Raw genomic sequence first — 26,244 nt, 5'->3', positions numbered from 1 at the left:
AAAATCGAATTAGTGATTTTCGGTAAACCTCTGAATGGCTTGCAAACGGGACGGCATCAGTAAACATTCTTCTAGTAATGAAAAATTCAGATTGGGCAATAATTGGCTCGCTGCAATTTCTTGATAATTATCTGAGTTTAAGGTGTAGAGAGAAAATTTCTTATCTTGCCACATCCACACTTCTTGGATCCCTAGCCGTTGATATTTTTCGAGTGTCTGGGGGTCATCACTAAGGAGACTGATTTCGATAGCGAGGTCAGGATGGTCTTTCTGCTCAGCGAGATAATACGATTCGTCCGGCTCAAAGGACACCGATTGCTCTTCAGATTCGCGCGTGGCACTGCCCACTGGAATAAAGTCGATTTTTTCTCGCCAAAAATGAATGCTAAGAAAGAGATTGAGCATACTCTTAATGTATTCGTGATATTCGCCTCTAGTTTTCAACTCAATCTCGCCGTCTAAATAAGTCAGTCGCAGTCCTAATTGTTTGCCCATTACCGACTGAATCGCTTTAAAGTCTTCCCAACTGTGGCGACCGGATAAAGCTAATCTTTGGGTTTTGGTGAAAGACCAGGACATTGCGGTAATGATAAGAGATTATTGCCTTAGAAGTAGGTTCTGCGAACTCTATATTACTGAAGACTACCACCTCTCAGAAAGAGAGGCGATCGCCCTTATCCACTACACTGGATCATGGATTTTCAGACGATAAATGGTAATGCAACAATATTTCGCGACGGTGGCACGGGGTGTAGAAGATATTGCAGCCACAGAACTCGAAAATTTGGGCGCGCAGGATATTCGACCAGACTATTGTGGTGTCTATTTTCAGGGCGATCGCCGTCTGCTTTATAAAGTCAATTTATGGTCGCGCTTAGCTTTTCGGGTATTGGTGCAAATTAAGCGGGTCAAAGCGTTTACCGTTAAAGAACTCTATCGCGGTGTGCAAAGTATTGATTGGTCAGAATATCTCTCGCCCGACCAAACGATTGCGGTCAATTGCACAGGCAAAAATAAAAAGCTCAATCACACTCATTTCACTGCCCTCCAAATTAAAAATGCCATCATCGATCAGCAACGCGACCAGACTGGCGATCGCTCCAGCGTTAATGTCGAAGATCCAGACGTACAAATTAATGCACATATCCACGAAAACCGTTGCATTTTAAGTCTCGATAGTTCTGGCCATAGTTTGCATCGGCGGGGTTATCGTCCCGCAATGGGTAAAGCGCCTCTCAAAGAAAATTTTGCTGCAGCGTTACTTGACCTTGCCGAATGGACGCCGGATTTACCACTCGTCGATCCGCTATGTGGTTCGGGGACATTTCTCATTGAAGGTGCATTGAAAAGTATGAACTTTGCACCGGGATTATTTCAGGGAGATTTTGGGTTTCAGCATTGGCATGACTACGATGCAGACCTCTGGCAAGATCTACTTAATGAAGCTGAATACGCGGCAAAAGACGAACTTCAGCAGCCAATTATTGGGCAAGATAATGATCAAGAGGTTGTCCAGCAAGCTTGGACAAATGCAGAGAATTGCGGCGTTGCAGAGCAAATCAAATTGACTTGTCGTTCATTAGAAGAAGTTGAAGCGCCAGCGGATCATGGCGTGATTATTTGTAACCCTCCCTATGGAATGCGCATCGGTCATGATCAGGATTTGGAGTTGCTTTACAAAACTATTGGTGATGTCTTCAAACAAAAGTTTAAAGGCTGGACAGGATACATTCTGACAGGCAATTCAGACCTCGCAAAAAAAGTGGGATTACGAGCATCACGGCGTTTTGTTGTGTATAACGGCGGCATTGAGTGTCGATTGCTGAAATACGAACTGTACTAGGATTTGCTGCTGGGAAGGGAGACCGAATAAACTTTTGTGTTGACTGATATCTTCTGAGGAGGCTGTACTCTCACCTATCTAGTGGGCGATCGCCCAACCTCCAGACCTGTTAACGTTACATCCACCAAGGCTTTTCACCCGTGCGCGGATCTAGCTCTGTCCAAGGGACAAGACGAATATACTTTCCATCAATTTGTACATGGATAAGACGCAACGGTAACGGCGCTGGCCCTCTCACAACACGACCTTCAGAGTCATAACGAGAACCATGGCAAGGGCACTGAAATTGGGCGTCATTTTCGTTCCACGGAAACGTACAACCCAGGTGGGTGCAATTGTCCACAATGCCCCAAGGGTGCAAAGCGTCATCTTCCTTAATCGTGACATAGGTGGGTTCCCCTGCCAGTCCTGCTACCAAAGCTCTTGTGCCCGGTTCTTCTGCCAGAAGTTGGCTGACCGGGATGAGATTACCATTAATATCTTTCGCCAAGAGTGAACCATCTTCCTCAACTTTACGGGGAGGAACAAAGTATTTGGCAGCGGGGTATAGAGCAGGTGCGACGGTGCTTACGACAACCGCTCCAGTTAAAAAGTTAAGTAGTTGTCGGCGCGATAGTGATGGACTATCAATTGAGAAACTGTCTTCCATTTTTTAACTCCTTGTAGGGAGAAATAAACAATAACAAACTTGAAAAGATCAAAAAAAATTGAGGTTTATCGCAACTATTGAGAGCGGGTATTAATGCCAAATAAGCCATAGAGCATACAGGAACCAACTAGGGCACTAAAGGCGAGGATGCCAGCAGCGAAATCGAGAACAACACCTACGGTAGAGCCACCATAAATAGATAAACCCAAAAATCCAAAAACACTTGCCAAGAAAATACGAATTAGGTGATCGCCCATACCAAGATTGTTAAACATGAAAGTTTCACTCCGTAATTAAATAAACACTAAAATCCAGAAAATTCTTTTCTCTACATTGCAAAATTGTGAGCTTACAATAAATAAATCACTTTTTATATTTTGAATAATTCAAGACATATCTTTTGAAAGTAAAAGCTTTAAAAAAAAGCTTTCAGGACTTTTCAGAAATTTCTAGCGTCCCAAAAAATCAATGAAATCACCAGAAATAAATAGCCAAGTGATTATCTTTAATATCTAAATATATTGGGATCAAAAATAGCATTTTCAATCCCAAAATCTGTTCTGCAAAGATATTTTTGCGAAATGTTTTATTTGCTTAACCACACTGTTAATTGTAGATCATAAAAAATATTTTTTGCAGCATAAATTCATCTTTCCAAGGGAAATATTCAGATTTGTATTGTTTTTGAATTCTGTTTTTTCTTGGCAAAATTGTTTGTTGTTTTGCCGAAATACCCTCTGGGCAATAATTTTTGGAGATGTGATTACTTGTAGAACTTATAGTTACCCAAAGTAAAAAATAGGAATTATAAAAATGAGAAAAATATTTCGACAAATTGAGTATTCTTGATGAATGTTTTACTTTGATAGATAAAACACAATGAATAAACTGAAACGAAGCTGAGCTAGCTCTCCTGAGCACAGAACAATTACCGCAGTTAGATAAGGGGCGATGGCCGAAAAGACGCGCGAAATTAAGCAAAGACATCACAGACAATTGCTCTAAGTGGCAGCAACCGTTGAGTGCTTATAGGAGTTCTTTGCTAGGATGATGGACGATTTGCGGCTATTTCTTCTATCCCGGTCTATAACCCCATGGAGATCCTCTGTACCCGTCCTAATTGCGGTCAACCCATTAATCAGTTCAGTGATCTCGATGATCCAACCCATCTGAAAACAGCCCAGCAAAAATATTGCACGACTTGTGGGATGCACCTTATTTTGGGGGGTCGTTATCTCGTTGAAAAATTATTAGGTCAAGGGGGCTTTGGGGCAGCATTCTTGGCGCGCGATCGCTATACACCGACGATGCGAAAATGTGTGGTGAAGCAATTCCAGCCAGTGGGAAATCTCGATGATGATCAGCTTGCCTTAGCACAAGGTTTATTTGAACGGGAAGCCCATGTCCTAGAGCGCATCGGTAATCGCCATCAACATATCCCTGATCTATTTGCATTTTTTCCGTTAATTGTCCCAGCCATAAATGGTTCAGGAAATAGCCAATATTTTTATCTGGTGCAGGAATATATCGAAGGGGAAGATTTAGAGCAGGAGCTGGAACGACAAGGCAAATTTTCGGAAACAGCGGTGTTAGAAATTTTGGGGACGATGCTAGAAGTTTTGGATTTTGTCCATGCTGAAGGCACGATTCACCGTGATATTAAACCGTCAAATATTATGCGTCGCAAAGATGGTTTGCTCTATCTCCTCGACTTTGGTGCGGTTAAGGAAGTCGCAGTCGGTGTCGCGGCAAATAGTTCATCATCCAAAAGATCAACGGGCATTTATTCTCCGGGTTATGCGCCGCCAGAACAGATGCGTGGGGCCCAAGTGTTTCCGGCAACAGATCTCTATGCCCTTGCGGTCACTTGCATTGTGCTCCTAACAAATGAGTCACCGGAAACGCTTTTTGATGCCTACAGTAATACGTGGCAATGGAAGCGATTTGCCAAGATTAGTCCGTCGCTCACGGCCATTCTGGATCATATGTTGCAGTCAAGCCCCGGCGATCGCCCCCCATCCGCGAAAGAAGTCTTAAAGACTTTACAGATTAAACCACCACCCTTTCCTGCAACCAAAAAACGGACCCTAACCTATAGTCAGCTACCACCACAACCCACTTCAATCCAACCTAAAGCACCACCGATTAAACCCACTCGTCCACAGACACCAGCTCCCAAAAAACAAAAACAAACAGCCCCGACTGTCGCTCCGACTCCTCGCGCAATTCAAACACCTCAACCCAATAATGGGGATTCACTCGTGAAATCCCTTCTCGGTGTTGCCTTTATTGGTTTTGAAGGGACGCTGCTCTATTTCATTGCGACAGGAATCTTTGGTTGGAATTTAGGTCTTGGTCTCTGGGGTGCGTCCATGGGAGGAATCCTCTTTGGAACTATCCGCAAAACACTTCCGAGTGGATTAGTTTTAGTGATCGCACCACTGAGCATTGTGTTGTCGATATACCTTGCCACTATTGATTTTCTGACAGCTATTGTCACCGCTGTGATGATAGGAGCTAGTCTTGTCGTGATATTTTTACTATTTACAGTTATCTATCGGCTATTGCAAAAGGTTCTATAAGTAGATATTCAGGATAAATTGTGGCGATCGCCAACCTCTAAACTAACCTACTAATTCTTCTGAAGAAGTTACCATAGAACCATTACTCTCTTCACTCGGTTCATCCGATAACTCTTCCTCTAAAATCTGGATTGCACCGCTAATTCTCAGCAAAGTATCGCGTAGATTATTTTGTTTTGTTTCCAGCTCAGCCATCATTTTCTGGCCAGAGTCATACTCTTGCTTTAGCTCAGCCAAACGCTTTTCTAACTTCTCTTTCATCACTTTTTGTCCAAGATAAAACAGCACTGGAAATATTCTAAACGCGTAATTTCAGGACACGAATCGAAACTTAGGAACCCTTAACCTTTGAATTTGTCGTTTGAAACGAACCTTTACCCATATACTGCAACATCGTATCGGGAATAGGACTGGGTGCAGATGGTTGCATTGCAGGAACTAGAACCATAAATTTGGCATCAAATTGTGACCCTTTCAGAATCACAGGCTTACCACCCGACTTTACTTTTTTTGCCTTTTGATCACCTGCCAAAGACTTGATAAATAAAGTGCCACTACCGGGAATCGTACATTTCGACGTTGTATAAACACAGCCTGGCACCACAACCATGAGTTCATCCCCATCGATACAGACAGGCTTCCCTGTAATTTTAGCTTTGCCTTTGCCTGACATAATCCCTGGTGGTGCGATAACTTTCGCATCCCCAAAAGAAGACCCATCAAACATTGCCTGATCACCCGTAATGACAATAAAATCGCCCATAATTTATTGTTGTGAATACTGCTTTAAACCGCTCCCATACAGAAGAAACAGAAGTGGCGATCGCTTGCATTCCCATTACCGTCACCAGTTTTAATCCGACAATTACCCGCATTAATAACAGTCACAATGGCATTATCTCTGGTGTTAGAACCATCCCCATTATGCTGTGCAGCAACAATTGCAGGTCGAGTCGAAAATGGGCGAGTAAAAGTAATGTCATATAATCCCTTACTTCTTCTTCTTGCCGTAAAACCACTACCACCAACGATAGTGCCAGTTGAGTTCACAAAACCAGCAATCACAAAATCATTTCGTTGGGCTTTATGAATAATTTGACCACTACCTAACTTAATTGAGCCATTATCATTATTCACAACAGCAACAAGAATCCAGTTACTCGGCGGATTGAAATTTTTGTTGTAATAAACAATCCGATAGGAAACGGCTGATTGATCACCTTTAACCGTGTGAACTGCATATAAAGCTTCCCAATCTTTAAGCAGTACCCCTGCTGCCGTCGCTGACCGTGCTTTGCCATCATGGACATTACTCTTCGGGATACTGGTTGTGGGTTGAGTAATATTGATATGTCCAGCCGGGAAGAATGTCGACTTTTGCATTGTGATCGCAATGAACCTTTGTGTCCATTTCAAGCGTCCATTAATCCCCCCCCAAGAAACGACTCCACCGCCACTCAAAACAAATTGTGCTTTGATGTAGCCTTCTGGAGCACCACTTATCGTATTTTGAAATATTTGTTGTCCAGTGAAAGTATTGGTACCTCTTGTCGCAACTTCATTCCAGCTTGGATTATTGGTTCCAGATGCTGAGATTTTCCGGAAAAATAGGCGATCATTTACAGCATAGGAAGCTGCAATTTGGAGCTGATTGTTATTGTTGCGGTTACTATGACGCGCATTTATTAAATGGCTCCAAGTATGACTAGTATCCGGGACATCACCTACTGCATTAGGATCGCCACTGTTTTCGTAAAAACCGGAACTAAGTTTCGCACCAAAGTTCGTCACCGCAACCTCATAGCCAAGGGAGGCCTCGCCACTAATTGTCAAATTTCCGTTAACTGCTGTGCTTCCAGAAACAGTTAATGTTTTACTAATGCTTAGGTTGCCAGCAAATGATGAATCTCCAGTGCCATAGACAGCAAGGCCTCCTCCAGCTGCGGTCGTTAATTTCATGCGTTCAGTAACACCATCTTTATTACGCCATGAGTGGTTACCATCAGCAGCATAAAATAATGTGTCACTATTAATGCCTAGTCCATAGCCAGACCACAATTGCACCTTGAGATTATTACTGGTATCTGCATCGCTAAAGATAAGTTGTTTAGCGCCGTCAAGGTTTAATGTTTCAGCAACTGTCAATTTATTGCCTGCGGAAATCTCTCCGGGAATTGTGACTTTGCCTGACTGTTCAATTTTTAGAGGTGTGGTAGAGCCATACTCAATGTTGAGAATGTCGCTATCTCTTGGGGTGATGACGGTAGTTTGTGGATTGTCTGGATTCGCAAATGTCAGCATCGGTGATGTGGCATCTGGCTTACCTCGTAATGTCAATGCTTTACCACTACTTGAGGCGACAACTTCTAAAATATCTTGTGGATCTGTTGTGCCGATACCAACGTTGTTACCAAGAGGATTGACAGCTAAGGGCTTGCCGCCGTGAGATTGTACCCAGCCATATTGAAGGTTATGTCCTAGCCGTAAGGTGGAACCAATTGTCAAAGCATCGCCGTCTGCATCTTGGCTTTCATAGGCGATTGCCACTTTTCCAGCTACATCCAGATTTTGACCAATTGCTTGATTCCCAAGAGTTTCAGCATCGCCAGTTACTTTGAGACTGCCATTTAAAACAGCGAGGCTAGGGTTTGCCGTACCGCCGGAGCGTAGCGATAAATTTTGGTTAGTGGCATTGGGAAGATAGACACCGGAATATTCACTGATAGCGCTGTCTACTCGGACTTCGTCATCGCCAATAGTTTCGTAGCTACATAAGGCGATCGCCTCGTCGGTTAGCGTTTCAGCAATGCCGACAACAATATTTTCTGTCCAGCGAGTAAAGCTTTCGGCGATTTCTTCCTGTTGTTTATTAGTTTTCTCTTGAATGAATTGAATAAATAAAGTGCCTTTGGTCAGCTCCCCAAAACCAGAAAAATTGAGTTTATTTTTTAAGACTAGTAGATTACCTGCACTATCAATCGCTGTACCAGCAGCAATTTCCACTTCTTTTTTATCTTTGATTGGTGTAACTTCCAAGCCTTCAAGGATGCCTGAAACCTGCAAACTTTGATTATGATAAGTTTGGCGATCGCCGAGGTATTTATGCTGAAGTTCAAAATCATCTTCTAGGAGAAATTGACCAGGGAAATAATTCGGTCGCTCGGTGGCAAAGTTCGTAAAATCTTGCTTAGCAGGCATTGGTTTTGTACTCCTAAAAAAACAGAAAAGAAATTAATAAATTCGATAGATCAAATAGCTTGACTCGTGGTTCCTAGGATAGTGTTGCCAGCAATGATTTCACCAGCTTCATTTCGTTGACAAATTTGCATTCGATCATATTCTCCTAGGGCAGCAAGGTTAAAGGATTGTGTAAGGATCCGATGGGTTACAGTTTCGTTATTCAATTGAAATGACACATCAATCTGTACTTCTCCAGACAGCTGTTTAAGGCTAAGATTTTTCAATCTAAGTTGATAACCTTCGACAGTCTTGAGAAATTGTTCATGAGTTACAACTTTCTGAAAAGAGAGAATATTATTTTCAATATTTGGGCGAGAACTTAATAAATAACTATTAGAGTTTTGCTCACGAATTGTCGCCCCAAGTTTAAACATTAAATCTCGCGTAATTTCGACAGGTTGCTCGATGGATTCATCATCTTGGTTCACGGTTTCGATAGCGGATTCGACGATAATACGAGTATCAATCGTAAAAACTTGCTTTTCAGGATCATCGAATAAGTAGAATGGAATCGGCTCAGCTTCTATCGCATCAGTAATCATCAGGCCAGCAGGATCGCGATCGCCATAAATAACGCTACTTCCTCGACCATCTTTAGAATCGACCATTCGTAGGACTGGATTGAGGTTGAGCTGCTCTGTATAGATGCGGTTGGTTACATTCTGACGATTAAGTTGGTAACTAACGTCAACGGCGATCGTCCCCATAAATTTACTATCGGTTTGGTTGGAAATAGTCAATTTAAAACCATCAAGAGATTTCAAGAATTGTTGATGTGTCGTTTGAAATTCCAGTGCAAAGGATTCATCTTGAATGATGGTTTTACGAGTCGGGAATCTAATTGATTCAATTCCATTATCGAAGTGAATTTTTAATTGTTGAGCAATCCAATTCAGATCTTTTTCGGGGTTTTTAGCATCGGGCGTAATCGTCACAGTCAGATTGAAAACTCGTTTTTGAGGCGGATCAATAAGCGTAAAGCTGAAATATTGCTGCACATCCTTTGTGATCTGCATCGTCGGCACAAGAATTTTCAGCGTGTAATAGGTATGAGCTGGTTTTTCTTGGTCAATAATTGCCTTGGCAATGCGAGCTTGCCGCCAATATTTTTCTGGGTCGCGGTCGGGTAAAGTTAGCTGAACTTGGAAATAATGAGGCAAATGTTCAAAATGTTCAAAAACTTTGACTTTATCGCCAAAGCCAGAGTTCTTTAAGTACAAGGCTAAGACTTTTTCTAAGCCAATTTTTGTGCCACGCAATTGATAGAGAGAAATAACCTGCCGAATAAATTCTCGTTTAACTCTTACATCCCATTCATCTCGTAGGCTTAAGCCAACCCATCCCGCTAGCCATGGCAGAAATTCTGAAGGTGTTTCTTGGGGGCTAAAGTACAGATGAATATTATCGAGAATACTTTCTAAGCCCGGCGGTGAAACGGTATCAGATGTAATGATTGAGGCAGCTTGAGGTGCTGTTTCAAAACCTGTAAGAACTTGCTCAAAACTCAACAGAAACTGCGACAGCAATTGATCTTCCTGAAGTACTGGAGGTAGATAATTAATGTATTGGCTATTGGGCTGGTTTGAGTTGAGCGTCATCAGTTTTTAATGAGTGGTGTATTAAATCTCGCGAGTTTCATTGCCCACTTGGACAACTGTTGAAATTTGGCTCCTTTCTAGGGTGAATTCGACTAGTTGATCGGGTGCCAAGGTAACTTCTTGAACGTCATTGCTCTCAGCATCTCGCAAGATTAATTCGCTAACATAATCAACGCCTTCGACCTGATCCAAGAGGCTATATAGCTCAGAGATATAGACACTACGACCAAACTGCCAGCCTTTCCCTTGCCAATATCGACCGGATTGGGTGGGATGGAAAAATAAACTCAGTTCCTGTTGGGCTCGTTTTTTCACAGTTTCGGGTTGGCTACCGTCTTGCAAAATCAGTTTTGTTTCCAGGGCGATCGCCACATAGGTTGGAGTGATGACATGCAATTGAGTAGTCAGTAAGCGACGAGCATCGAGAAACTCAAATAGCTTGCGGGGATTTTGGGAAAGGGGATTGGCGGTGAGTTGTTCTGTTTGTTTGGGCACAATCACCAAACTGATATGACTTTTCGCTGTTTCATAGGGCGTTACGGAAGTGAGATTACGTTGGGGTAAACATTTCACCCGTTGCACTGTGAGATCAGTCGCAGTGGCTTGACGCGTCCATTCATGCAAAATTAAATGACGAAAATCTGGGGTCGTGATCGCTCGATAACGTTGACGGAGCTGCGATAGGGTGGTGCGAATTTCGGTTTGAAGATGTTCCTGTTGCTGGTCAGGAGTCAGATTAATGGGTAGCTCATAGGGTTCTCCCTTCAGCAAACTCAGGAAACTAGCAATGTTTTGGTCAGGGACTTGATTGACGCGATACAGCACCATTTCCGTGAGCCACGCCAACATTTCGATCAGCACAATACCCGTATCGGAGGGGTTGTGATCCGTCCACTCAGGATATTCCACCGGAATCTGGGCGATCGCCTCTTCGACGAGCTGGGCATAGTTGCGATCATCGAGGTTTGGTAATGGCAAGCTCATCGGGATTGTCCTCCTCGGGGTGAAACAAGGGTGATATTGTGACGGCCAGAATAAATCAAAGTCGTTTCGTCGAAGTCTCCCAATGCTTGATTTTCATTGCCTTCAGCCTCTACTAACTCGATATTGAGCGATCGCACAAAGTCCACTTCCGGCAAAGATTGCAAGAGGGCATAGAGGTCTGAATCATGGGGATAACGACCAAATTCCCAACCAGTGCCCTCAGTTCCGCCCATTAGAGGATGGAGAAATTCGTCTAATCTTTCCAACACTTCCTGACTAATGCGATCAGCTTCATCGAGAGAGACAGGTACCAACTCCGCACGAACTTTCACTTCCTGCCAACGCGGTGGAACCATCAACACATTGATCGACGCTTCGGCGCGATTTTCGATGTGAGTACGAATATCTTCCAATAATCCAAGGCTTGCAGTGGGTCGGCGATCGCCACTTTGGGGCAACACGATCAGTTGCACAGAACCGCATTGGGTTTGCAGATTGCGTAGAGATGCGGTCAATAAATCCCGTTCTGCATTGCTATTGATTTTCTTGGCTTGGCTATCGAGCAATGTTTCAAAGTCGGCAAATTCCTCAGTAGGATCGACCCAAAATTGTTCATTAATCGCATTGAAATTCGGTGTGAGTAAATCCGGTGTGAGGACTTTCACGCGGGCGACTTCGGTAGAGGCTTCATAGGCTAAATCGCCCACATCCTGTAAGGTTACGGCGCGATCACGATGGCGTAATTGTTTGGGGGCACGTTCTTTTAATGATGTCAGCGCTTCCTGTTCTGCACCACCGCCTGCCGCTTCGAGATTGATCACACTCGCCACATAGGGAATGGTGGTTTTCAGTTGGGTGACCGTATTGGCAGCAATATTACCCTGTGTGCCACCGCCCGTTTGATAGCGTGCCAATCTAATATTTTGTTGCCCTGCTGGCGGAATTAAACCCGCTTGTCCATCCCCAAACTGAATTTTGCCGCTCTGTCGATCCAAGGTGTAATGGCGATCGCCTGATCGTGAGCTATAGAAATCCGGTACTTCCTGCCACTTTACCCAAATTTCTTCGATTTCACCGAGGTCATTTTTAACGATATTTAGAGAATCTTTCCCTAACAATTGCTCCGGGATTTCATCCTCTTGCACCCCTAAAGTTTCGCCCATCAGCACTGGAGTTTGGCGAGTATAGAAAATTTGGTCGGCGTTGTTATTACTGGAACCAAGCACTTCAGATGTAAGGGTTGTGGCCTGATTTGCCCAGGTGGTATTCGTTAAAATGCGGCGCATCTGAGGTGGAATGGGAAAGGCTCCCGATACCCATCGCACTCGCAACCACGCTTGTTCTTGATTCCGCGATCGCCACACAGAAAAATCCGCTGGCGCAATAAATTGAACGATGCCTCGTTGCGAAAATCCTTTCGTTTCATCCTGCACACCGAGGCGTTGCCAACCCTGCGGACTACTATATTCCCAAACCAGTTGTGGCGCATCTCCACTGAAATCCGGTTCCATATCGGGATCGGGTGGGTCAATCTGGAAATATAGGGTCGTTGTGTTGTTGCTAAACGGTTGATTAAAACCTAAATACAATGTTGGTTCAGTTTCAGCAATGCCCACAAAAGGCCGAAATTCTCTTGTAATCTCGCTATATTTTGGCGTGTATTTGGCGATCGCCTTACCTAATAAAAGCCGTTTCGCGGCGGGCATAATGCCAATAATTTGATAATTCGCGTCGGGCGTAGTGACAATTTCCCCCACATCTAAATGATCGATCTTGTCTAAATCTAGATGGCGATCGCCCACTTGAGCACTGCGAGCAAGTTGGGTTTGAAAAGGCGTGCCAATCGCATACCCAAAATTATTTTCAGCGGCGATGGTTGCGGTTTGTGTCAGCACGAAATCATAGCTGAGCCGAATAAATTTCACTTGGGGTGGCTCATGGATCGGGGTTGGTGTTTCACTCGCAATGGTTTTCCGTAAAACTCGCGTTCCCACTGCCAAAGTCTGTTTTAGATTTGTGTCGAGGCTAATTGTTTTCGTGTCGTAGGCGATCGCCGTAATTTCATGCTCTTCGGGATATTGGTAAGTTTCCCCTGTGGTGATGGGATACAGCCGCACAATATCGCCCACTTCAAGGATGTCTGCACTATCGACCACCACTTGATTGCGACCCATATTGGCTTGGGTTCCCACAATAGTCAACTCATCATAAATCGGATAGCGTCGTGCCTTCGGAAGAATGCCAAAAAAGCCCTCCGTAATTCTCGCTCGCAACCAATAGCCCGTTTCCCCATCGACCGTACTCAGTTCCGGCAAAGTCTCAGGGAGGGTGAGCGTAGCAGTGAGTTTCAAACCACCATAAAACTGAATATCACCTTCCGAAAAGGTCACGGCTTGCCATTGCAAACCATCACCGAGTTCCCATTGCACTGTCACATCCGCAGCTGTTACTTCATTTGCCTCCGAGAGATCGATTTCAACTGTGACCTTGCCATTAGGATGCACCGACTCAGTTTGGAGCTGCACGTAAAATGCGTCATTGAGGGCAGACTCTTCCCCAAACGGATAAAAATCTTTGCTCAAATCCACCGCTACATCATTACTCAGAGCCTTGGTGGGGATTAAATTCTCACGGACAATTTCTGCCGTGCAGTCAATGCCATTAATAATTGGTGTGTTTTGAGGATGTCCGGTTAATGTCGCCCGTAACCAGCGTGCCGTTTGCCCGTGGTAGGTAGTCGTTTTTAGCGTTGGCACATCCGTAAAGCCAAGATTCCAAATTCGCGATTGCACATTATTGCGGGTTGGTTCGAGACTTTGCCACACCCCTGACTGCCAGGTTTCCCAAGTGGGACTGAGTTGTTTAAGTTGTTTCGCTTGGGTGTTATTTTTACTCGTAATCTTTAGGGCGATCGCCTTCAATCCCTCTAACGCAAAAATCTCTGGGCAACTGACATAGAGATGGTGCGCAACGTTCTGTTCTCCAGCAAAAGCTTCGTAGGCAGTACTAGTATTTCCAGTGGCAGCAGAAAGGCGATCGCTCCAAGTTTGGGTACGTGGATCTTGCATCCATACCGTTTGGAGTTGGGCTGGAGTCAACACGAGGGGACGATCCGTTTCAAAAATAATTTCATCAGCTTGATCTTCGCTGGGAGGTGCTGCAACAGGGGTATTTTCCGGTACGAAAGCATCACTTTTTGTCCCTTCCGCCAACTGAAATGTCAGAGGAACCCTTGCCGCTTCTGGGGGTTTAAGTTGTGAGCCGATCAGATCTAAAAAGCTGAGGAAATTTTTCTCTGGCACACGATTAAGGCGATCGCTAACCGTCGCAACCATATTTCCAAAAATCCGAATTAGTGCTTTCCCAGCATCTATATTCTCTGAATGCCAACGCTTTATCCAAACTTCTTCAATGCCGCTTTCTAGCAAATCATCTAGTGCAACTTGTGTCGTTTCATTAGCAACTTCCACTACTGTTTTATGTGCTGAAATAATCAGATTCTCTTCACTATCAAAAACATCTTTAGCTAAAACTTTTCCTAATAACAATTCGTCAACAATCTGCAACTCTGCCGTATATCTCTCAGTGAGAGAACAGAGCTGTTGAACGACATCTTCATAACGCCGTTGATCAATTTTTGGTGGCGAAGAAGTCATTGTAGATAGAAGGGATAAACAAGATTAAAAATATTGTTGGTTGTCCGCACTTGATAATGCACCCGAATCAACAAAACATTAGGGTTTTCTTCATCAGCCGTCGTATCAACATCCAGTAAATCAATGCGGGGTTCCCATTCCGTCAAAGACTCCCGCACATCGTTAACAATTTCACCCACAGTGCCAGAACTATTAGGCGAGAAAACGCGGTCATGGATGCCACAACCAAAAGTGGGACGCATCACCCGCTCTCCTTTGGCAGTACTGAGAATCATCCACACTGATTGCTGTACAGCTGCTTCGTAGCGAGCCGTTTGGAATGATCCTTTTTCGAGGATAAGAGGCGATCGCCACCCGACCCCGAGAAAATCAATATCCATCTAACTCACCTCCAAAGAACTACTATTTACTTTCACGCCAGAGGAGCATTTCAAATCCATCCCAGATTTTCCTTCAAAGGCAGCTTTATCTCCAGTAATCTCAGCATTACCTCCAGCTTCAATGGTAGTGTTAGCACTGGTTTTTAGCGTGAAATTTTTACATTCGATTGCAAAGTCTTTATCAGGATTTTGAAACGTAATATTACCTGTTCCTTCGATGAGAAAATCTTGGTCCTTACCTACAGTAATTTTCACAGGAGTGGCAGAAGCATCAAGGGTAAATTGTGCTTTATCGGGTTCTAAATCTTTAAGTTCTTTTGCCTTGTCATTAAAGATCATAATGGTGTCTTGAATGACGATTTTATTTTTGCCTAATTTATCCTGGATGACGATTCTTTCTTTGCCTTCTGCATCATCAAAAATCACCTTATTACCATTACGAGATTTAAAAACACGCAAGTCATTTTTTTCATCTTCATCTTTTTCTATGGGCGGTTTATCGACACCATTCCACAATGCCCCAAGCACATAGGGCTGACTGATATCCCCCTGCTCAAAGGCGACTAAAACCTCATCCTCCAACTCCGGCAAAATAAACATGCCGCGATCGCCTCCAGCCATCGGAGTGACGATCCTTGCCCAATCACTTTCTGCCCCTTCCTTACTTTCTTCCGCGTTGGTGAGCCACGGAAATTTCACCTTAATGCGCCCCAACTTTTCAGGATCTTGGTTGTTTGTGACAATGCCAATGACCATGCCGTAAATCTTTTGTTGGGGTTGTTCGAGGGCGATTAAGTCTAGGCCAATCATGGGTAGGAAAGAGTGAGAGAACAGGGAAGAGGAGCATGAAGAATAAGATTTAGGTCGAGTTGCGCCTCGCGGTGAATTTGGTTGCGTAGCCGTTGTCTTCAGAAAAGCTGTGTTGTACAGAGGTCAAGTAATACAGCCCACTAAATTTAGTGCCTGCATCAGTAATTTCGATTGTCTTACCTGCCCGCAAATCTCCTAATCCTTGGATCGTTCCTTCAGCGGTGATATAGGCGATCGCCATATCTTTGAGCTGTCCAATGGCGAGTAAATCGGCTTCAGCTTTGGTGGAGACAGGGCTAGTCACAACGGTGTGGCTACCTTTTTCGACAGACTTCCCGAATGCTTTTTTCGTTTGGTCAACCCCTAATGCTTTACCACCCATTTTGCTGGGTTCTTTGCTGGCGTTGGCGACTCCCATCACTGCTTTTTTTTCCATCATCGACCAACCGCGCACTTCCACTTGGGGCAGTTGAGTCATGGTGCTCAGGCGTGGCGAAAAATCGAGCAAATCCTTTTTGGCGCTGAGTTTCAGCACAGCTTTCTCGTCATTAGCATGGGGGCGAAAATGTAATTCTTTTCCTTCCACCATCAGTTCATAGCCAATCCGACGTGCCCGATCTTGCAAAAATTCAAAATCGGTTTGATTATGTTGCAACACCGATTCAAGGGTGATTTTCGGTTTTGTTTCTACCACCTTGGGGGTTAAACCATGGGTCTCCGCAATCTTTTTGGCGATCGCCGCGTCGGACATTTTGGCGAAAGATTTTGTCTTTTTACCGCGTAGAAGTAAATGCCGTCGATCATGGCCCCGCACCACGAGCTTAGGGTTATCAGTAGAATTAAACTCCGGTTCTAAACCAGTAATTTGCCCAATAAAAACTGTTTTGAGCTTTGTTTCGAAGCCCATTTGAATCTCGACTTCATTACCCAGCTCAAAAAATTTGCTCTCAATCCAAGTTAATTCCTGCTTACTTTCATTCCACGACTCCAGCGTCACATCGAACATACTGATCGCATCGATATCCTCAGAAACATTGATGGACAGCACATCGGACTCAAGGGATTTTTGCTCATCAGAAGATAACGCTTGATCATTGAGCAGCAGCTTAAACCTTGGACTGAGAGATTCAATGGCAGTGGGTTTACTTGGCATCTAATTCCCACCTCCCAAATAGTCACTCGGCGACAACGGCGGAATGGTCAACACTAAACCAGGCTTGAGTTTACGGGGGTTTAATAAGCGATTTTCGTTGGCAATAATGCGCCATAGATTTGGATCACCATATTCCTCTTGGGCAATGCTACTAAGGGTTTCACCACGTTTAACGATGCGCACTGGGTCATCGATGGGGTTTTGGACTTTTTTATCACTTTCAGGATCAGTCCAAGCTTGAAAGGTGCATTTTAATGTGGCGCGGACAGGGGTGCCATCTGCCCAAAAATGGGTTAATGTTTTCTCGGCAGTTTTCAGAAAGCAACTAGAAAAAACTAAGCCACTATCACTAAATTTGCCCCAGTAGATTTTGCAAAGAGGGGGACGTTTGGAATCGGTACCAATGCTGGGATTCGTTAAATCTGTAATTTGGCTCGTAAATTTCTGAACATTCTCCGGGGGGATGCTGCTGGCAGAAAATGAGATGAGATTACTGACGAAATTTTTAGGCCATTGGTTGGCATAGAGGGTGGTGTCGTAAAACAAATCAAGGGTAAGAATATCTGGAGTGGGCGTGCTCGGCACAAGATTTCCTTTGCGATCCACCTGCCAACCGCTCGCACTCATCGAAATGCTCTGGGGGTTGAACATCACCGGAATGATATTGGTGAAACTGCCAGATGTGCTTTTTTCAGCTTTGATTGTGAGTTTTTCTAGCGCCATCGACCTTGCCCTCGTCGTTCACGTTCGATGACCATTTTTCGGCGTAATTTTTTCTCAACCTGCGCGGCGATCGCCTGAATATCGACTGGTTGATTTTGAGCAGCCTGTTCCATAGCTGCTTGAAAGGTTTCCGTCACAGGATTTTGGGCAGCAATAATATCGGGTGTCACGACTTGAGTTTGGGTTGGATTCGTTGATGCGATTGGATTATTAGTGCTTGGAGAGGTTGGCGATCGCCCTTGGGTTTGGATGGTTTGAGCTTGGGTGAGTGGCAGCCTACTGCTGTCTGCTTGAGTTGCAGGGATAGATCTTTGGGGTTGCACCGATGGCATGGTTTGAGATGTGACCGGAGTCGGCACAGAGATCTCTTGTTGCAACGGCTGTACTAAAGGTGTTTCGGTTGATATTTGGATCTGTCGCGACAAGGCTTGGGGTTGAACAGTGGGCAATTTGGAAGGCGATCGCCGTGATTTCAGTAATTGCTCTAAACGCGCTTTGACGATGGGTAACGGTTCTGGCTGAGCGTTATTTTGTAGAGTTTCTGAGTTGAAAATTTCTGTACTCGACACATTCGGTAAAGCAAAAACCAAGGGCAAGTCTAAACTTTGAGCTTGTTGATTAATCGTTTGCTGGATTGCAGCGCTAACTAATTTTTCTGAGGAGGCCGGGCGATCGCTATAGCCTTCTGAAACCTGATTTTGTTCTGATGTTGGAGTTGTCTTAAGGGTTAATTCAAGATCATCAGTTTGTTTTTCTCCTTGCTCAAGGGCAACTGTTGCCATCGGAACAGATTGCTCAGAAACAGGGAGAGAAGCTACATAAGATATTTTTTCGGGGGCATCAGATGATGGGCTAGAGGCGTCAACGGAATTCTCTAAATTATTTTGAATTAGAGGCAAATCTAGATGCGTAGTATTTGCCAAAAGTTCAGATTCTAGAACTACAACCTCGCTCGTATTTTCAGCAATCGGCTTGGGAGCTTCAGAAATAGCAATTAGATTACTTATTGGTTCTTGAGGCGAGGGAGAACTCTCACTTTCGGTTCCAGACAAAACATCTCCCTTCGTCACTTGCAAGTTATCTGCGGCAATCAGATTGATTGGATTTTCTACTAAAGGTAAATCAACTGAATACGATGATTGAGACTCCACTTTGCCCCCTTGATCAAGGGGGGTAGCGAAGCCGGGGGGATCACTAGGCTGTTGAATGATGAGATCGATTTGACCATCTGAAACAGGTTGATCCACTAAAGATGTTAGGACGATCGCCTCATTATTTTTTTCCACTAAGCCAGTGTTTTCTGCACTAGCCGTTGGATCAAAACGACGTTGAATCACTAAATCAGATTGAGACCCGGAAGATAAACCTGAAGGAGAGGATAAGGCGATCGTCTCACTTGCCATACCTTCATGCCTTCCATTGTCCGCTTTACTAAGGGGAGTGGCGAAGCCGAGAGGATCCTCAGTAGGTTTCGCATAAACCACAGGCACAGCACTAGGATTACTTTCCTGAAATTTTCCCCATCGCTGAAACTGCTGCTCCACCAGAGAAAAACGCGTCAAAAACTTATCCGTCCGATCAACAAGCACCTGACCCATATTTTTTCGATTAAGCGGTTGTTGAAGCCGTTGCACCAATCGTTTATCTAAACCCTGCTGCCACTCTGTCATTATTCCCTCCTAGAGTGCTCCCTTAATGCCTGTAAATTTCGTCAAACCTTGGTGCGTCAGCGTAATTCTCTCGACCGCAATATCTGCTTGAGAGCTGGCATTTAAACTAGGCCCTTCCCATCCCACAGGGTATGCCTGCTTAAACATCCACCACATTGGCGGCCAAGGTAATCGCTCAGCATTGAGCATCAAAATTGTGCCGTTCATTGGAGCTACAACCCCACGGCTCGTCGCCTCAAACCACCACCAGAAAAAATCAACATTAACCAAACCACGGCTGAGAACCAAATCAGCCGCATTCGTCCGCGTCGGAAACTTATGAGTAAAGTCATTTACACCGCCTTCGTCATAACTTTCCGTACTAATAGTGCTACTAAGACCACTCACCTCACTAAACCCACCAACCACAACACCGCCCACTTCCACAAAAAAGTTGTGAGTGAGATGGGGATCATGCCCGAGAAAACTCGCCACCGAGCCGCCCGCTAGAGCTGCTTTCAAAGCCGCTTTTAATGCTATTCCCGAACCAAGACCCATGGCGATCGCCCCTTAGTAGTTACTGGTTACTGTTCATTAATCCGTTGATTGATCTGAGCCACTTGCGCTACCCAATCCCGCCGTTCCTGATGCTCTAGGGACATAATTTGCTCATAGTCCCAATGGAAGTGATAGGCCAAATAAGCGACCTCTTCTTGCAAACGATCAAGCGGGTAGCGCGTTACTCCCCCACTGGGACTGTCTCCACCTCAAATTCCCCTTCACAATGGGGACAAGCCACCCGCAGACGACTATGACCATTCTGATTAATCCGCTGATAAAAATCTTGGAGATAAAGTAGATCTCCCGAAAATAATCCTTCGATCATTTTGGTGTTGACCTGCTCCAGAGACCCCAACTGCGTAATCACCCGTGAGAGCAAAATAATCACTAGATAGCCTGGATTTCGCTGTACCCGTGGATCCCGCATCGGCGTAATTTCGTCATAGGCTGTCGCTAAACGCATTACCCCTTCGCGGTGGATATTCCCTTCTGGGTCGACATAGCCTTGGGGAAGTACAAAGGCAAATTCAGTCTGCTGCATAGCCGTTTAGAGCGTTAGAATTCCGCTGATTTTCTTACCTTTTAACGAATTTCAGCTAAAGCAAAGGTCATTTAGGATATTCCGTTACAGTACTTATGACAGCTGACTGAAACAAGAATTTTCTTTGCCCTCTGTAAGCCTTTATAAAGATGGCATTTCAGAAGCTGATTCAAATCTTGAAGACTATCTTCCTTGGGGAAGGTGCCCGAAGGGCGGAAGAGATTCCGGTAGGTTCTGCTAATGACGAGAACCCATTCTGAGTAAATATTTAGGTTTTCTCAAAGGCAATTCCCTCATAAACCAACTCAAGAGATTCAATCGCAAAATCTTCTGCTGTTGCATTGAGATCAGGGCCAGTCCAAGTGGTTGGCCAACAGTTGCTGAGGTTCCAACGAACGACTTCGCTACCCACATCATCAGTCAATACAATCGAAAGATTGCGCCGTTCTGTGACGCCACCAAAAATTGCACTATGCCATTTGAACATTTCGTCGTTGCTGGTCATACCGCGTTTAAGGGTGATATTCCCCTTTGTATTCAAACCGGGAATTTGACGCTGCCCGAGACTGGTATCAGTTCCTTCGCGGTAAGTCCCTGCGTTTCGAGTGAGAGATAGGCCACTGCATTCTTGGAAGCCAGCATGGACGATATTGTCCCACTCAACCCAAAAGTTATACACAGAATATGGATCATGGTCATTGCTAATCGTAGGCATTGGTTTACTCTCCGTAGATAAAATTCAAAAACTGATAAGGAAATAAATTAGTTAACGGCCACTCCGTTTTCGCCGTGGACAAGGGTGAGATGGATAAATTCGTTAGGAACGGTTGGAGCAAGTCCCACTTCGGTAATCACTTTGCCTTGATCGATCACTTCGCGGGGATTGGTACTGCCATCACAACGAACAAAGTAAGCTTGCTCGGGAGTGGCTCCTTGTAATGCGCCTTGGCTCCAGAGGGTTTCGCAGTAGTAGGCAATTTCCCGCTGGATCCTCAGCCACAACTTAAAATTGTTTTCCTCAAAGGCGATGTCCGCCAAGTTGAAATCACACCACCGTTTGAACTGGATAAACAATCGCCGCACGCCAACATAACACCACTCTGGGTCGGTGCTAATGGTACGTCCGCCCCAAATTCGCATTCCTCGTCCGGTAAAGGCTCGAATGTAATTTACTGCTGGGCGATCGCCCGCAATAAAGTCAGCTTGTTGGGCAGAAGTAAATAGGGTTGTGAGATCAAGAACGCCTTCGAGGGCAATATTGGCGGGCGTGCCATGAACGCCGACAGTGCGATCATTGCGGGTAAATACTCCAGCAATATGACCACAGGGTGGAACCGGGCGATCGCTGAATTCTGTCTTTAGCCAAGGGGCATAAATGGCGGCACTGCGACCTTTCAGGAAATCCCGCTGTTGATCGATATCTGGTAAGGCATCCAAAATCGCGAGGCGATCGCCCATTTGTTCGCAATGATCTACCACCATTTGTTGCAGTTGAACGGCTTGGGGATGGAGCACCACGTCAGGCACACAGATCAAATCAAAATTTTCGATCAGTTCTGTTTGTTCTAGACCATCTCGTAACGCTTGAAATCCTTTATCTCGAAGCGGTACGACATAGCAAATTTCGCCACCATTCTCGAAGAAACCACGGATTGTATCTTCAAGAAAACTATCGGATGTCGCCTCAAAAACCTGTTCAAATTGTGTCCAGAGGGTTAAGCGTTTGACATCCCAAGAACCATCTTTTGCCATCGGAACGCCAAGAAATGTGGGAATGCCCGATAGTAATTCTTCCGTCGGTACAGGGGCGGAAAAATCGAGCGTTACTCCCGGAATTTTGAAGTCAAAACCTTGCATAGATGGTGAAAAGTTATTGATTTAGCGATGTTCCTTCCTTGGGAAAGATGCCGAAGGCGGAAAGGGTTTCAGTAGGTTGCACCCATTAGCAGAGAACCAATCCCTAACCCTTCCCAAAGTTAATTGCCCGACCACTGGCTAATGCGGAAGATGACAAATTCAGCAGGTTTCACAACAGCTAAACCGATCTCTGTGACCACCTGCCCCGCATCGCGAATCTCTGGCGGATTAGTTTCAGCATCACACTTCACATAAAAAGCTTGCTCTGGTGTGCTGCCAAATAATGCGCCATTACTCCATTCGATCATTAGGAAGGCAGATACATTACGGCGAATCTTTGCCCAAAGTTCCGAGGTATTAGGCTCAAAGACTGTCCATTGCGTTCCTTCGTCGATGGATTCTTTGAGGTAATTAAAGTGCCGGCGGATATTGATGTATTTAAACTCGCCGTTAGCATTACCGCCGAGGGTTCGCGCGCCCCAAATACGAATGTTGCCATTGAGCTGACGAATGCAATTAATGCCGTCGGGATTTAGGCCATCTTGCTTGGCTTTGCTGATGGCATACTTCAAACTAAGCGCACCTAAAATACTTTCATTGGCAGGGGCTTTGTGGACACCGCGTTGACTATCTACCCGCGCATATACTCCGGCGATCGCCCCACTGGGAGGGACAAAAATATTGCTATCAGAGTTGGGGTCATACACCTCAATCCAGGGGAAATATAACGCCGCATAGTCTGAATTGAAAGGCTTTAGATCGGCAACCAGAGAAGTGCTGCTTAGATCTTGCTCTTCCTGACTGTCAAGAATGGCAAAGCGATCGCCCATCTTAGAGCAGTGGCTAGAAATATCATCGCGGAGCTCAAGGCTGCCGGGAGCGAGCACCAGCGTAATTTCATCGATTGCCTCAAAATCTTCGAGGACACCAGCGATTTTATCCTGACCAGAAATCCACACGATATAGCAGCGAGTACCACCATTACGGAAGAAGCCATACACCGAATGGGCAAGGGTATTTTGTCCCGCAGTGTCGCCAGTGGGATCCATAAAATCCCCAAAATATTTCTTAAATTCGGTGAAATTAGTACAGAGTTTTATTTCGCTTTCTGCTGCGTAGGTTGAGGTGCTGGCCGCGCTGACTTCGGTATCGTAAAAACCTGTGATTGCAGCTCCAGAGGCTACCGACGCATCAAATTTCACTGTGACAGTTTTATCAGCATCGTTATTGGTGACGCTTTCAACGGCAGCGGCTTCACCATCGGCGAAAAAGCCATAGTTACTACCAGAAATAGGATATAAATCCGCAAAGATATAGCTTTTTTTATTGCCGCCTTCGCCCGTGCCAATGGCGACTGGAGCAGCGCTAGACCCAACGGTTTGGGTGGTGGTGGCATCACTTTGGTAGGCACTGGGATTAATGGTGCCAATAAAGGCGGCAATACTCGTTCCAACCCCAGCAATCGGGGCAGAACCAGACGGCACTTCCTCGACATAAACGCCCGGTGAAAGATAACTCGGCATGGATATCACTCCTTCAGAAAGAATTTGAAAAGTAGGAATATTTGGCGATCGCCATCCCTTTTGGCAAGGGGAGAATATGGAGATCTAGTCCAGTGAAAAATCGACGGTCGTCATCACCCCCTGTTGCAGCATTGCCGATCGCCGTTGCGGTGGAAAATCAGCACTCGAAATCTGAAAAACTGTTGGTTGTGTCGCAGCTTCTAAACCCACAAAGCGGTAATTTCCATCTGCATCGCTCAGGGTTTCTGTATTGTCATCAACCTGTCGAATCTTGGCGTAGGCGATCGCCTGTCCATTCGCTAAAACTTGACCTTTAATACCCGTCGGTAAAATCTCTAAATTGCCAACTGCTGTCTCTAAATCTGTCGAGCTCTGCTGCTGTTTGACCTGAAATTCACGAGTCACAGCTTGATATCGACTACCACCATTAACAACAGAAGCTCGAACTACATAATTTCCTAGTGGCAAATCCGTAAAGAAAAAACTGCCATCATTACGCGTCAATTTGCGATCAATTCTCTCCGTGGCGATCGCCCATTCATCACCAGCTTGCATTGCTTTTAATTGCAAAATTCGCTGAAACTTCGCGGGCATTTCAATCATTTCGACCATGGCCTTGGCTAAAGGCTCACCCGTCTCTGCCAGTAAAACTTTTCCGGCGATCGCCACCTGCACATTTTTGAGAGAGAGCTGCAACATTTAGGCTTGCCCCCCAGTGACCATACCCACTAATGGAGCTTCAGGTGCATCGAGTCCAAGATCGACTGCAATAGTTACTGTGCAATGCAAAACAACCTTGGGTCTTGTGCCATCACGACCACCCATAGCCTGCCAAAATTCCCCAAAACTATTGAGATTACTCGGACGCAAACTCACCATACGAATCTGCACAGGCTGATCCTGCAAACTATCCTGCCAAAATACTTCTGGAATGCGACGATATCGCAATAAAACCCGCGTCAATTCACCCAGCAATTGGTGTTCCGTTTTAATATCATCATCATTCTGTGGCCAAGCCGTCACAAGATAAGAGCAATCAACCCGAGCTGGAGGACGTTGCTTTACTGCCCTGCCATTATCCTGCCGCTCCCAACCACCGACAGCGTTCCGCAATTCCAAATTTTCCCGCACGTCATAGAGAAAAAAATTCAGAGCTGGCTTTTGGGGAATAGAACCCTGAAAAGGCGTCTCGAAACTAATATGAACTGTCGTTGAAGACGAAGGAACATCCGCCGGAAATTCCCGCTTAATCAGAGCCTCCAAAGTTGCATCCAAATCTTCAAGCATTGCGTTCTATTAATAATGCTGACAGTTGATGTTGCAGAGTGAGCCGAAACGATTAAATACGCTGCGAATAGTTATTTCGTTGCCTTTTTTATGTAGAAAGAATAACGAAAGCAACTACCTTTACGCAGTCAGTCTACTGCATCTATCCCTCAGGCCACTATTAACTTAGGTCTCTTTTTTCTACAGAGATATTCGCTTTATAACAACACAGAACAATTACTTAACAAAAAGACTAATTGAGCAATATTCAAGCCTTTCTCAGTAAAGATATTTTTCGACAAGATAGCGATCACCTTATTCTTTTGCTTATACATCGGGATAAGGTGAATATTTCAAGTGGGTTAAAACAATAAGAAATGAAAGGTTTTTATAAAGTTTGTTTGAGTGTACTGAGCTCTTGTACCGCGTTATGGGGGTGCACAATGTTGCAGCCGATGAACAGCTTTTCTCATTCAGTAGAGAGCACAGACAAGGGTGATTTAATCCTTTATTATGAGACTCCTGAGGATGAAAGTTTCAATGAGATTCACGACATTTTACTCACAACGTCTTTCTATAACGACCTAATTCTAAAACTGAATGATACATACAATTTCCCACAAGATATTGATGTTGTTTTTCTAGAATGTGGCGAAGAGAATGCATTTTATGATCCTGAAACTGTCACAATCCAGATGTGTTATGAACTAATCCAAAAGTATGCAGATATTTTTATTGAGGAATACCAGGGTGAATATAGTGACGAAGTAATTTTGGCTGGCTATTTCACTTTTTTGCATGAGTTTGGTCATGCGATAGTCGATCAATATGAGCTGCCCATCATCGTCAAAGAAGAGGATGTTGTTGATTCTTTCGCCACTATTCTATTGCTGCAAACAGGAGAGGAAGATGCCGTTATTGCCGGTATTGAACAGTTCGATATCGATGCGGAAGAAGATGAGGAATTTGAGGAGTTGCCTTTTTGGGGTGAGCATAGCCTAAGCATTCAGCGAGTCTATAATATCGCCTGTCTGGTCTATGGCAGCGATACAGATCGCTATGCCGATTTTATCGGAGATGACTTTTTACCAGAAGAACGGGCAGAGGGTTGTTCAGAAGAATATGAGCAAGCGATAGAAGGTTGGGAAACACTTTTAGCGGATTTTACGAAATAACATTAACAACGTTTCTACTCAGAAAGATATAGGCGATCGCCCTGTTACTTGCTC

Annotated in this window: 25 protein-coding genes; 3 read left to right on the top strand and 22 right to left on the bottom strand. The window is 44.7% G+C overall.

The features are described from left to right. Positions 1-9 precede the first annotated feature (9 nt). A complete protein-coding gene (locus LEPTO7376_RS03245; protein WP_015132836.1) occupies positions 10-579 on the bottom strand; it encodes a Uma2 family endonuclease in 570 nt (189 codons plus the stop codon). Between the two features lie 139 nt (positions 580-718). Here LEPTO7376_RS03245 and LEPTO7376_RS03240 point away from each other — a divergent pair, with 139 nt between their 5' ends. Beyond that, positions 719-1,843, top strand: coding sequence for a class I SAM-dependent RNA methyltransferase (locus LEPTO7376_RS03240; protein WP_015132835.1), 1,125 nt, complete (start codon positions 719-721; stop codon positions 1,841-1,843). 115 nt (positions 1,844-1,958) lie between these two features. On the opposite strand, the gene petC is transcribed toward LEPTO7376_RS03240, so the two are convergent. Continuing rightward, complete coding sequence (gene petC / locus LEPTO7376_RS03235) at positions 1,959-2,492, bottom strand: cytochrome b6-f complex iron-sulfur subunit (RefSeq protein ID WP_015132834.1); 534 nt, start codon at positions 2,490-2,492, stop codon at positions 1,959-1,961. A gap of 74 nt (positions 2,493-2,566) precedes the next feature. Next, positions 2,567-2,767 carry a DUF2892 domain-containing protein gene (locus tag LEPTO7376_RS03230; RefSeq protein WP_015132833.1) on the bottom strand — a complete coding sequence of 67 codons (201 nt, stop codon included), beginning with the start codon at positions 2,765-2,767 and terminating at the stop codon, positions 2,567-2,569. Between the two features lie 819 nt (positions 2,768-3,586). On the opposite strand from LEPTO7376_RS03230, the gene LEPTO7376_RS03225 reads away from it, so the two are divergent. Continuing rightward, positions 3,587-5,074 carry a protein kinase domain-containing protein gene (locus LEPTO7376_RS03225; RefSeq protein ID WP_015132832.1) on the top strand — a complete coding sequence of 496 codons (1,488 nt, stop codon included), beginning with the start codon at positions 3,587-3,589 and terminating at the stop codon, positions 5,072-5,074. A 42-nt stretch (positions 5,075-5,116) separates the two neighbouring features. On the opposite strand, the gene LEPTO7376_RS03220 is transcribed toward LEPTO7376_RS03225, so the two are convergent. The 19 genes from LEPTO7376_RS03220 to LEPTO7376_RS03130 all read right to left on the bottom strand — a co-directional run bounded on the left by LEPTO7376_RS03220 (position 5,117) and on the right by LEPTO7376_RS03130 (position 25,036). Then, positions 5,117-5,335, bottom strand: coding sequence for a hypothetical protein (locus LEPTO7376_RS03220; protein WP_015132831.1), 219 nt, complete (start codon positions 5,333-5,335; stop codon positions 5,117-5,119). Positions 5,336-5,405: 70 nt separating this feature from the next. Beyond that, a complete protein-coding gene (locus tag LEPTO7376_RS03215; RefSeq protein WP_015132830.1) occupies positions 5,406-5,837 on the bottom strand; it encodes a hypothetical protein in 432 nt (143 codons plus the stop codon). A 23-nt stretch (positions 5,838-5,860) separates the two neighbouring features. Beyond that, positions 5,861-8,272 (bottom strand): hypothetical protein, encoded by a 2,412-nt coding sequence (locus tag LEPTO7376_RS25535; RefSeq protein WP_015132829.1) that lies wholly within the window; start codon positions 8,270-8,272, stop codon positions 5,861-5,863. Positions 8,273-8,322: 50 nt separating this feature from the next. Next, the gene (locus tag LEPTO7376_RS03200) at positions 8,323-9,912 is read right to left on the bottom strand and encodes a phage tail protein (RefSeq protein ID WP_015132828.1); all 1,590 of its coding nucleotides are present in this window, start codon (positions 9,910-9,912) and stop codon (positions 8,323-8,325) included. A 21-nt stretch (positions 9,913-9,933) separates the two neighbouring features. Next, on the bottom strand, positions 9,934-10,896 hold the full coding sequence (locus LEPTO7376_RS03195) for a baseplate J/gp47 family protein (protein WP_015132827.1): 963 nt from the start codon (positions 10,894-10,896) through the stop codon (positions 9,934-9,936). After that, positions 10,893-14,552, bottom strand: a complete 3,660-nt coding sequence (locus tag LEPTO7376_RS03190; protein ID WP_015132826.1) for a baseplate J/gp47 family protein — start codon at positions 14,550-14,552, stop codon at positions 10,893-10,895. Before LEPTO7376_RS03190 ends, LEPTO7376_RS03195 begins: the two co-directional genes overlap by 4 nt. Beyond that, on the bottom strand, positions 14,549-14,932 hold the full coding sequence (locus tag LEPTO7376_RS03185) for a GPW/gp25 family protein (protein ID WP_015132825.1): 384 nt from the start codon (positions 14,930-14,932) through the stop codon (positions 14,549-14,551). The genes LEPTO7376_RS03190 and LEPTO7376_RS03185 overlap by 4 nt, the downstream gene beginning before the upstream one ends. Beyond that, on the bottom strand, positions 14,933-15,742 hold the full coding sequence (locus LEPTO7376_RS03180; protein WP_015132824.1) for a phage baseplate assembly protein V: 810 nt from the start codon (positions 15,740-15,742) through the stop codon (positions 14,933-14,935). Positions 15,743-15,791: 49 nt separating this feature from the next. Continuing rightward, complete coding sequence (locus LEPTO7376_RS03175; RefSeq protein ID WP_015132823.1) at positions 15,792-16,895, bottom strand: phage late control D family protein; 1,104 nt, start codon at positions 16,893-16,895, stop codon at positions 15,792-15,794. Then, positions 16,896-17,618 carry a LysM peptidoglycan-binding domain-containing protein gene (locus tag LEPTO7376_RS03170; RefSeq protein ID WP_015132822.1) on the bottom strand — a complete coding sequence of 241 codons (723 nt, stop codon included), beginning with the start codon at positions 17,616-17,618 and terminating at the stop codon, positions 16,896-16,898. Further along, positions 17,609-19,288, bottom strand: coding sequence for a hypothetical protein (locus tag LEPTO7376_RS03165; RefSeq protein ID WP_015132821.1), 1,680 nt, complete (start codon positions 19,286-19,288; stop codon positions 17,609-17,611). Before LEPTO7376_RS03165 ends, LEPTO7376_RS03170 begins: the two co-directional genes overlap by 10 nt. A gap of 9 nt (positions 19,289-19,297) precedes the next feature. Next, entirely contained in the window at positions 19,298-19,825 is a 528-nt protein-coding gene (locus LEPTO7376_RS03160; protein WP_015132820.1) for a phage tail protein, read from the bottom strand. A 26-nt stretch (positions 19,826-19,851) separates the two neighbouring features. Next, complete coding sequence (locus LEPTO7376_RS28235; RefSeq protein WP_264308965.1) at positions 19,852-19,986, bottom strand: DUF6760 family protein; 135 nt, start codon at positions 19,984-19,986, stop codon at positions 19,852-19,854. 20 nt (positions 19,987-20,006) lie between these two features. Continuing rightward, positions 20,007-20,369 (bottom strand): hypothetical protein, encoded by a 363-nt coding sequence (locus LEPTO7376_RS03155; RefSeq protein WP_015132819.1) that lies wholly within the window; start codon positions 20,367-20,369, stop codon positions 20,007-20,009. Between the two features lie 268 nt (positions 20,370-20,637). Then, positions 20,638-21,084 (bottom strand): phage tail protein, encoded by a 447-nt coding sequence (locus LEPTO7376_RS03150; protein ID WP_015132818.1) that lies wholly within the window; start codon positions 21,082-21,084, stop codon positions 20,638-20,640. 47 nt (positions 21,085-21,131) lie between these two features. After that, positions 21,132-22,226, bottom strand: a complete 1,095-nt coding sequence (locus LEPTO7376_RS03145; RefSeq protein ID WP_015132817.1) for a phage tail sheath subtilisin-like domain-containing protein — start codon at positions 22,224-22,226, stop codon at positions 21,132-21,134. 119 nt (positions 22,227-22,345) lie between these two features. Further along, positions 22,346-23,749 (bottom strand): phage tail sheath subtilisin-like domain-containing protein, encoded by a 1,404-nt coding sequence (locus LEPTO7376_RS03140; protein WP_015132816.1) that lies wholly within the window; start codon positions 23,747-23,749, stop codon positions 22,346-22,348. Between the two features lie 84 nt (positions 23,750-23,833). Then, positions 23,834-24,448: a collagen binding domain-containing protein gene (locus tag LEPTO7376_RS03135; RefSeq protein WP_015132815.1), complete on the bottom strand. Its 615-nt coding sequence runs from the start codon at positions 24,446-24,448 to the stop codon at positions 23,834-23,836. Then, a complete protein-coding gene (locus LEPTO7376_RS03130; protein ID WP_015132814.1) occupies positions 24,449-25,036 on the bottom strand; it encodes a DUF4255 domain-containing protein in 588 nt (195 codons plus the stop codon). It abuts the gene before it with no gap. 434 nt (positions 25,037-25,470) lie between these two features. Between LEPTO7376_RS03130 and LEPTO7376_RS03125 the strand changes: the two genes are divergently transcribed. Further along, on the top strand, positions 25,471-26,190 hold the full coding sequence (locus LEPTO7376_RS03125; RefSeq protein WP_216700278.1) for a DUF4344 domain-containing metallopeptidase: 720 nt from the start codon (positions 25,471-25,473) through the stop codon (positions 26,188-26,190). Positions 26,191-26,244 lie beyond the last annotated feature (54 nt).

Source organism: [Leptolyngbya] sp. PCC 7376 (assembly GCF_000316605.1).
Taxonomy (GTDB): Bacteria; Cyanobacteriota; Cyanobacteriia; order Cyanobacteriales; family MRBY01; genus MRBY01.
The sequence above is the reverse complement of the archived record's forward strand: the minus strand, read 5'-3'. Positions and strand labels throughout refer to the sequence as shown.

Bases quoted from the DNA above. Each gene is read 5' to 3' on its own strand.
- LEPTO7376_RS03245 (WP_015132836.1), bottom strand. From the start codon at position 579: ATGTCCTGGTCTTTCACCAAAACCCAAAGATTAGCTTTATCCGGTCGC.
- LEPTO7376_RS03240 (WP_015132835.1), top strand. From the start codon at position 719: ATGCAACAATATTTCGCGACGGTGGCACGGGGTGTAGAAGATATTGCA.
- petC (WP_015132834.1), bottom strand. From the start codon at position 2,492: ATGGAAGACAGTTTCTCAATTGATAGTCCATCACTATCGCGCCGACAA.
- LEPTO7376_RS03230 (WP_015132833.1), bottom strand. From the start codon at position 2,767: ATGTTTAACAATCTTGGTATGGGCGATCACCTAATTCGTATTTTCTTG.
- LEPTO7376_RS03225 (WP_015132832.1), top strand. From the start codon at position 3,587: ATGGAGATCCTCTGTACCCGTCCTAATTGCGGTCAACCCATTAATCAG.
- LEPTO7376_RS03220 (WP_015132831.1), bottom strand. From the start codon at position 5,335: ATGAAAGAGAAGTTAGAAAAGCGTTTGGCTGAGCTAAAGCAAGAGTAT.
- LEPTO7376_RS03215 (WP_015132830.1), bottom strand. From the start codon at position 5,837: ATGGGCGATTTTATTGTCATTACGGGTGATCAGGCAATGTTTGATGGG.
- LEPTO7376_RS25535 (WP_015132829.1), bottom strand. From the start codon at position 8,272: ATGCCTGCTAAGCAAGATTTTACGAACTTTGCCACCGAGCGACCGAAT.
- LEPTO7376_RS03200 (WP_015132828.1), bottom strand. From the start codon at position 9,912: ATGACGCTCAACTCAAACCAGCCCAATAGCCAATACATTAATTATCTA.
- LEPTO7376_RS03195 (WP_015132827.1), bottom strand. From the start codon at position 10,896: ATGAGCTTGCCATTACCAAACCTCGATGATCGCAACTATGCCCAGCTC.
- LEPTO7376_RS03190 (WP_015132826.1), bottom strand. From the start codon at position 14,552: ATGACTTCTTCGCCACCAAAAATTGATCAACGGCGTTATGAAGATGTC.
- LEPTO7376_RS03185 (WP_015132825.1), bottom strand. From the start codon at position 14,932: ATGGATATTGATTTTCTCGGGGTCGGGTGGCGATCGCCTCTTATCCTC.
- LEPTO7376_RS03180 (WP_015132824.1), bottom strand. From the start codon at position 15,742: ATGATTGGCCTAGACTTAATCGCCCTCGAACAACCCCAACAAAAGATT.
- LEPTO7376_RS03175 (WP_015132823.1), bottom strand. From the start codon at position 16,895: ATGCCAAGTAAACCCACTGCCATTGAATCTCTCAGTCCAAGGTTTAAG.
- LEPTO7376_RS03170 (WP_015132822.1), bottom strand. From the start codon at position 17,618: ATGGCGCTAGAAAAACTCACAATCAAAGCTGAAAAAAGCACATCTGGC.
- LEPTO7376_RS03165 (WP_015132821.1), bottom strand. From the start codon at position 19,288: ATGACAGAGTGGCAGCAGGGTTTAGATAAACGATTGGTGCAACGGCTT.
- LEPTO7376_RS03160 (WP_015132820.1), bottom strand. From the start codon at position 19,825: ATGGGTCTTGGTTCGGGAATAGCATTAAAAGCGGCTTTGAAAGCAGCT.
- LEPTO7376_RS03155 (WP_015132819.1), bottom strand. From the start codon at position 20,369: ATGCAGCAGACTGAATTTGCCTTTGTACTTCCCCAAGGCTATGTCGAC.
- LEPTO7376_RS03150 (WP_015132818.1), bottom strand. From the start codon at position 21,084: ATGCCTACGATTAGCAATGACCATGATCCATATTCTGTGTATAACTTT.
- LEPTO7376_RS03145 (WP_015132817.1), bottom strand. From the start codon at position 22,226: ATGCAAGGTTTTGACTTCAAAATTCCGGGAGTAACGCTCGATTTTTCC.
- LEPTO7376_RS03140 (WP_015132816.1), bottom strand. From the start codon at position 23,749: ATGCCGAGTTATCTTTCACCGGGCGTTTATGTCGAGGAAGTGCCGTCT.
- LEPTO7376_RS03135 (WP_015132815.1), bottom strand. From the start codon at position 24,448: ATGTTGCAGCTCTCTCTCAAAAATGTGCAGGTGGCGATCGCCGGAAAA.
- LEPTO7376_RS03130 (WP_015132814.1), bottom strand. From the start codon at position 25,036: ATGCTTGAAGATTTGGATGCAACTTTGGAGGCTCTGATTAAGCGGGAA.
- LEPTO7376_RS03125 (WP_216700278.1), top strand. From the start codon at position 25,471: ATGAACAGCTTTTCTCATTCAGTAGAGAGCACAGACAAGGGTGATTTA.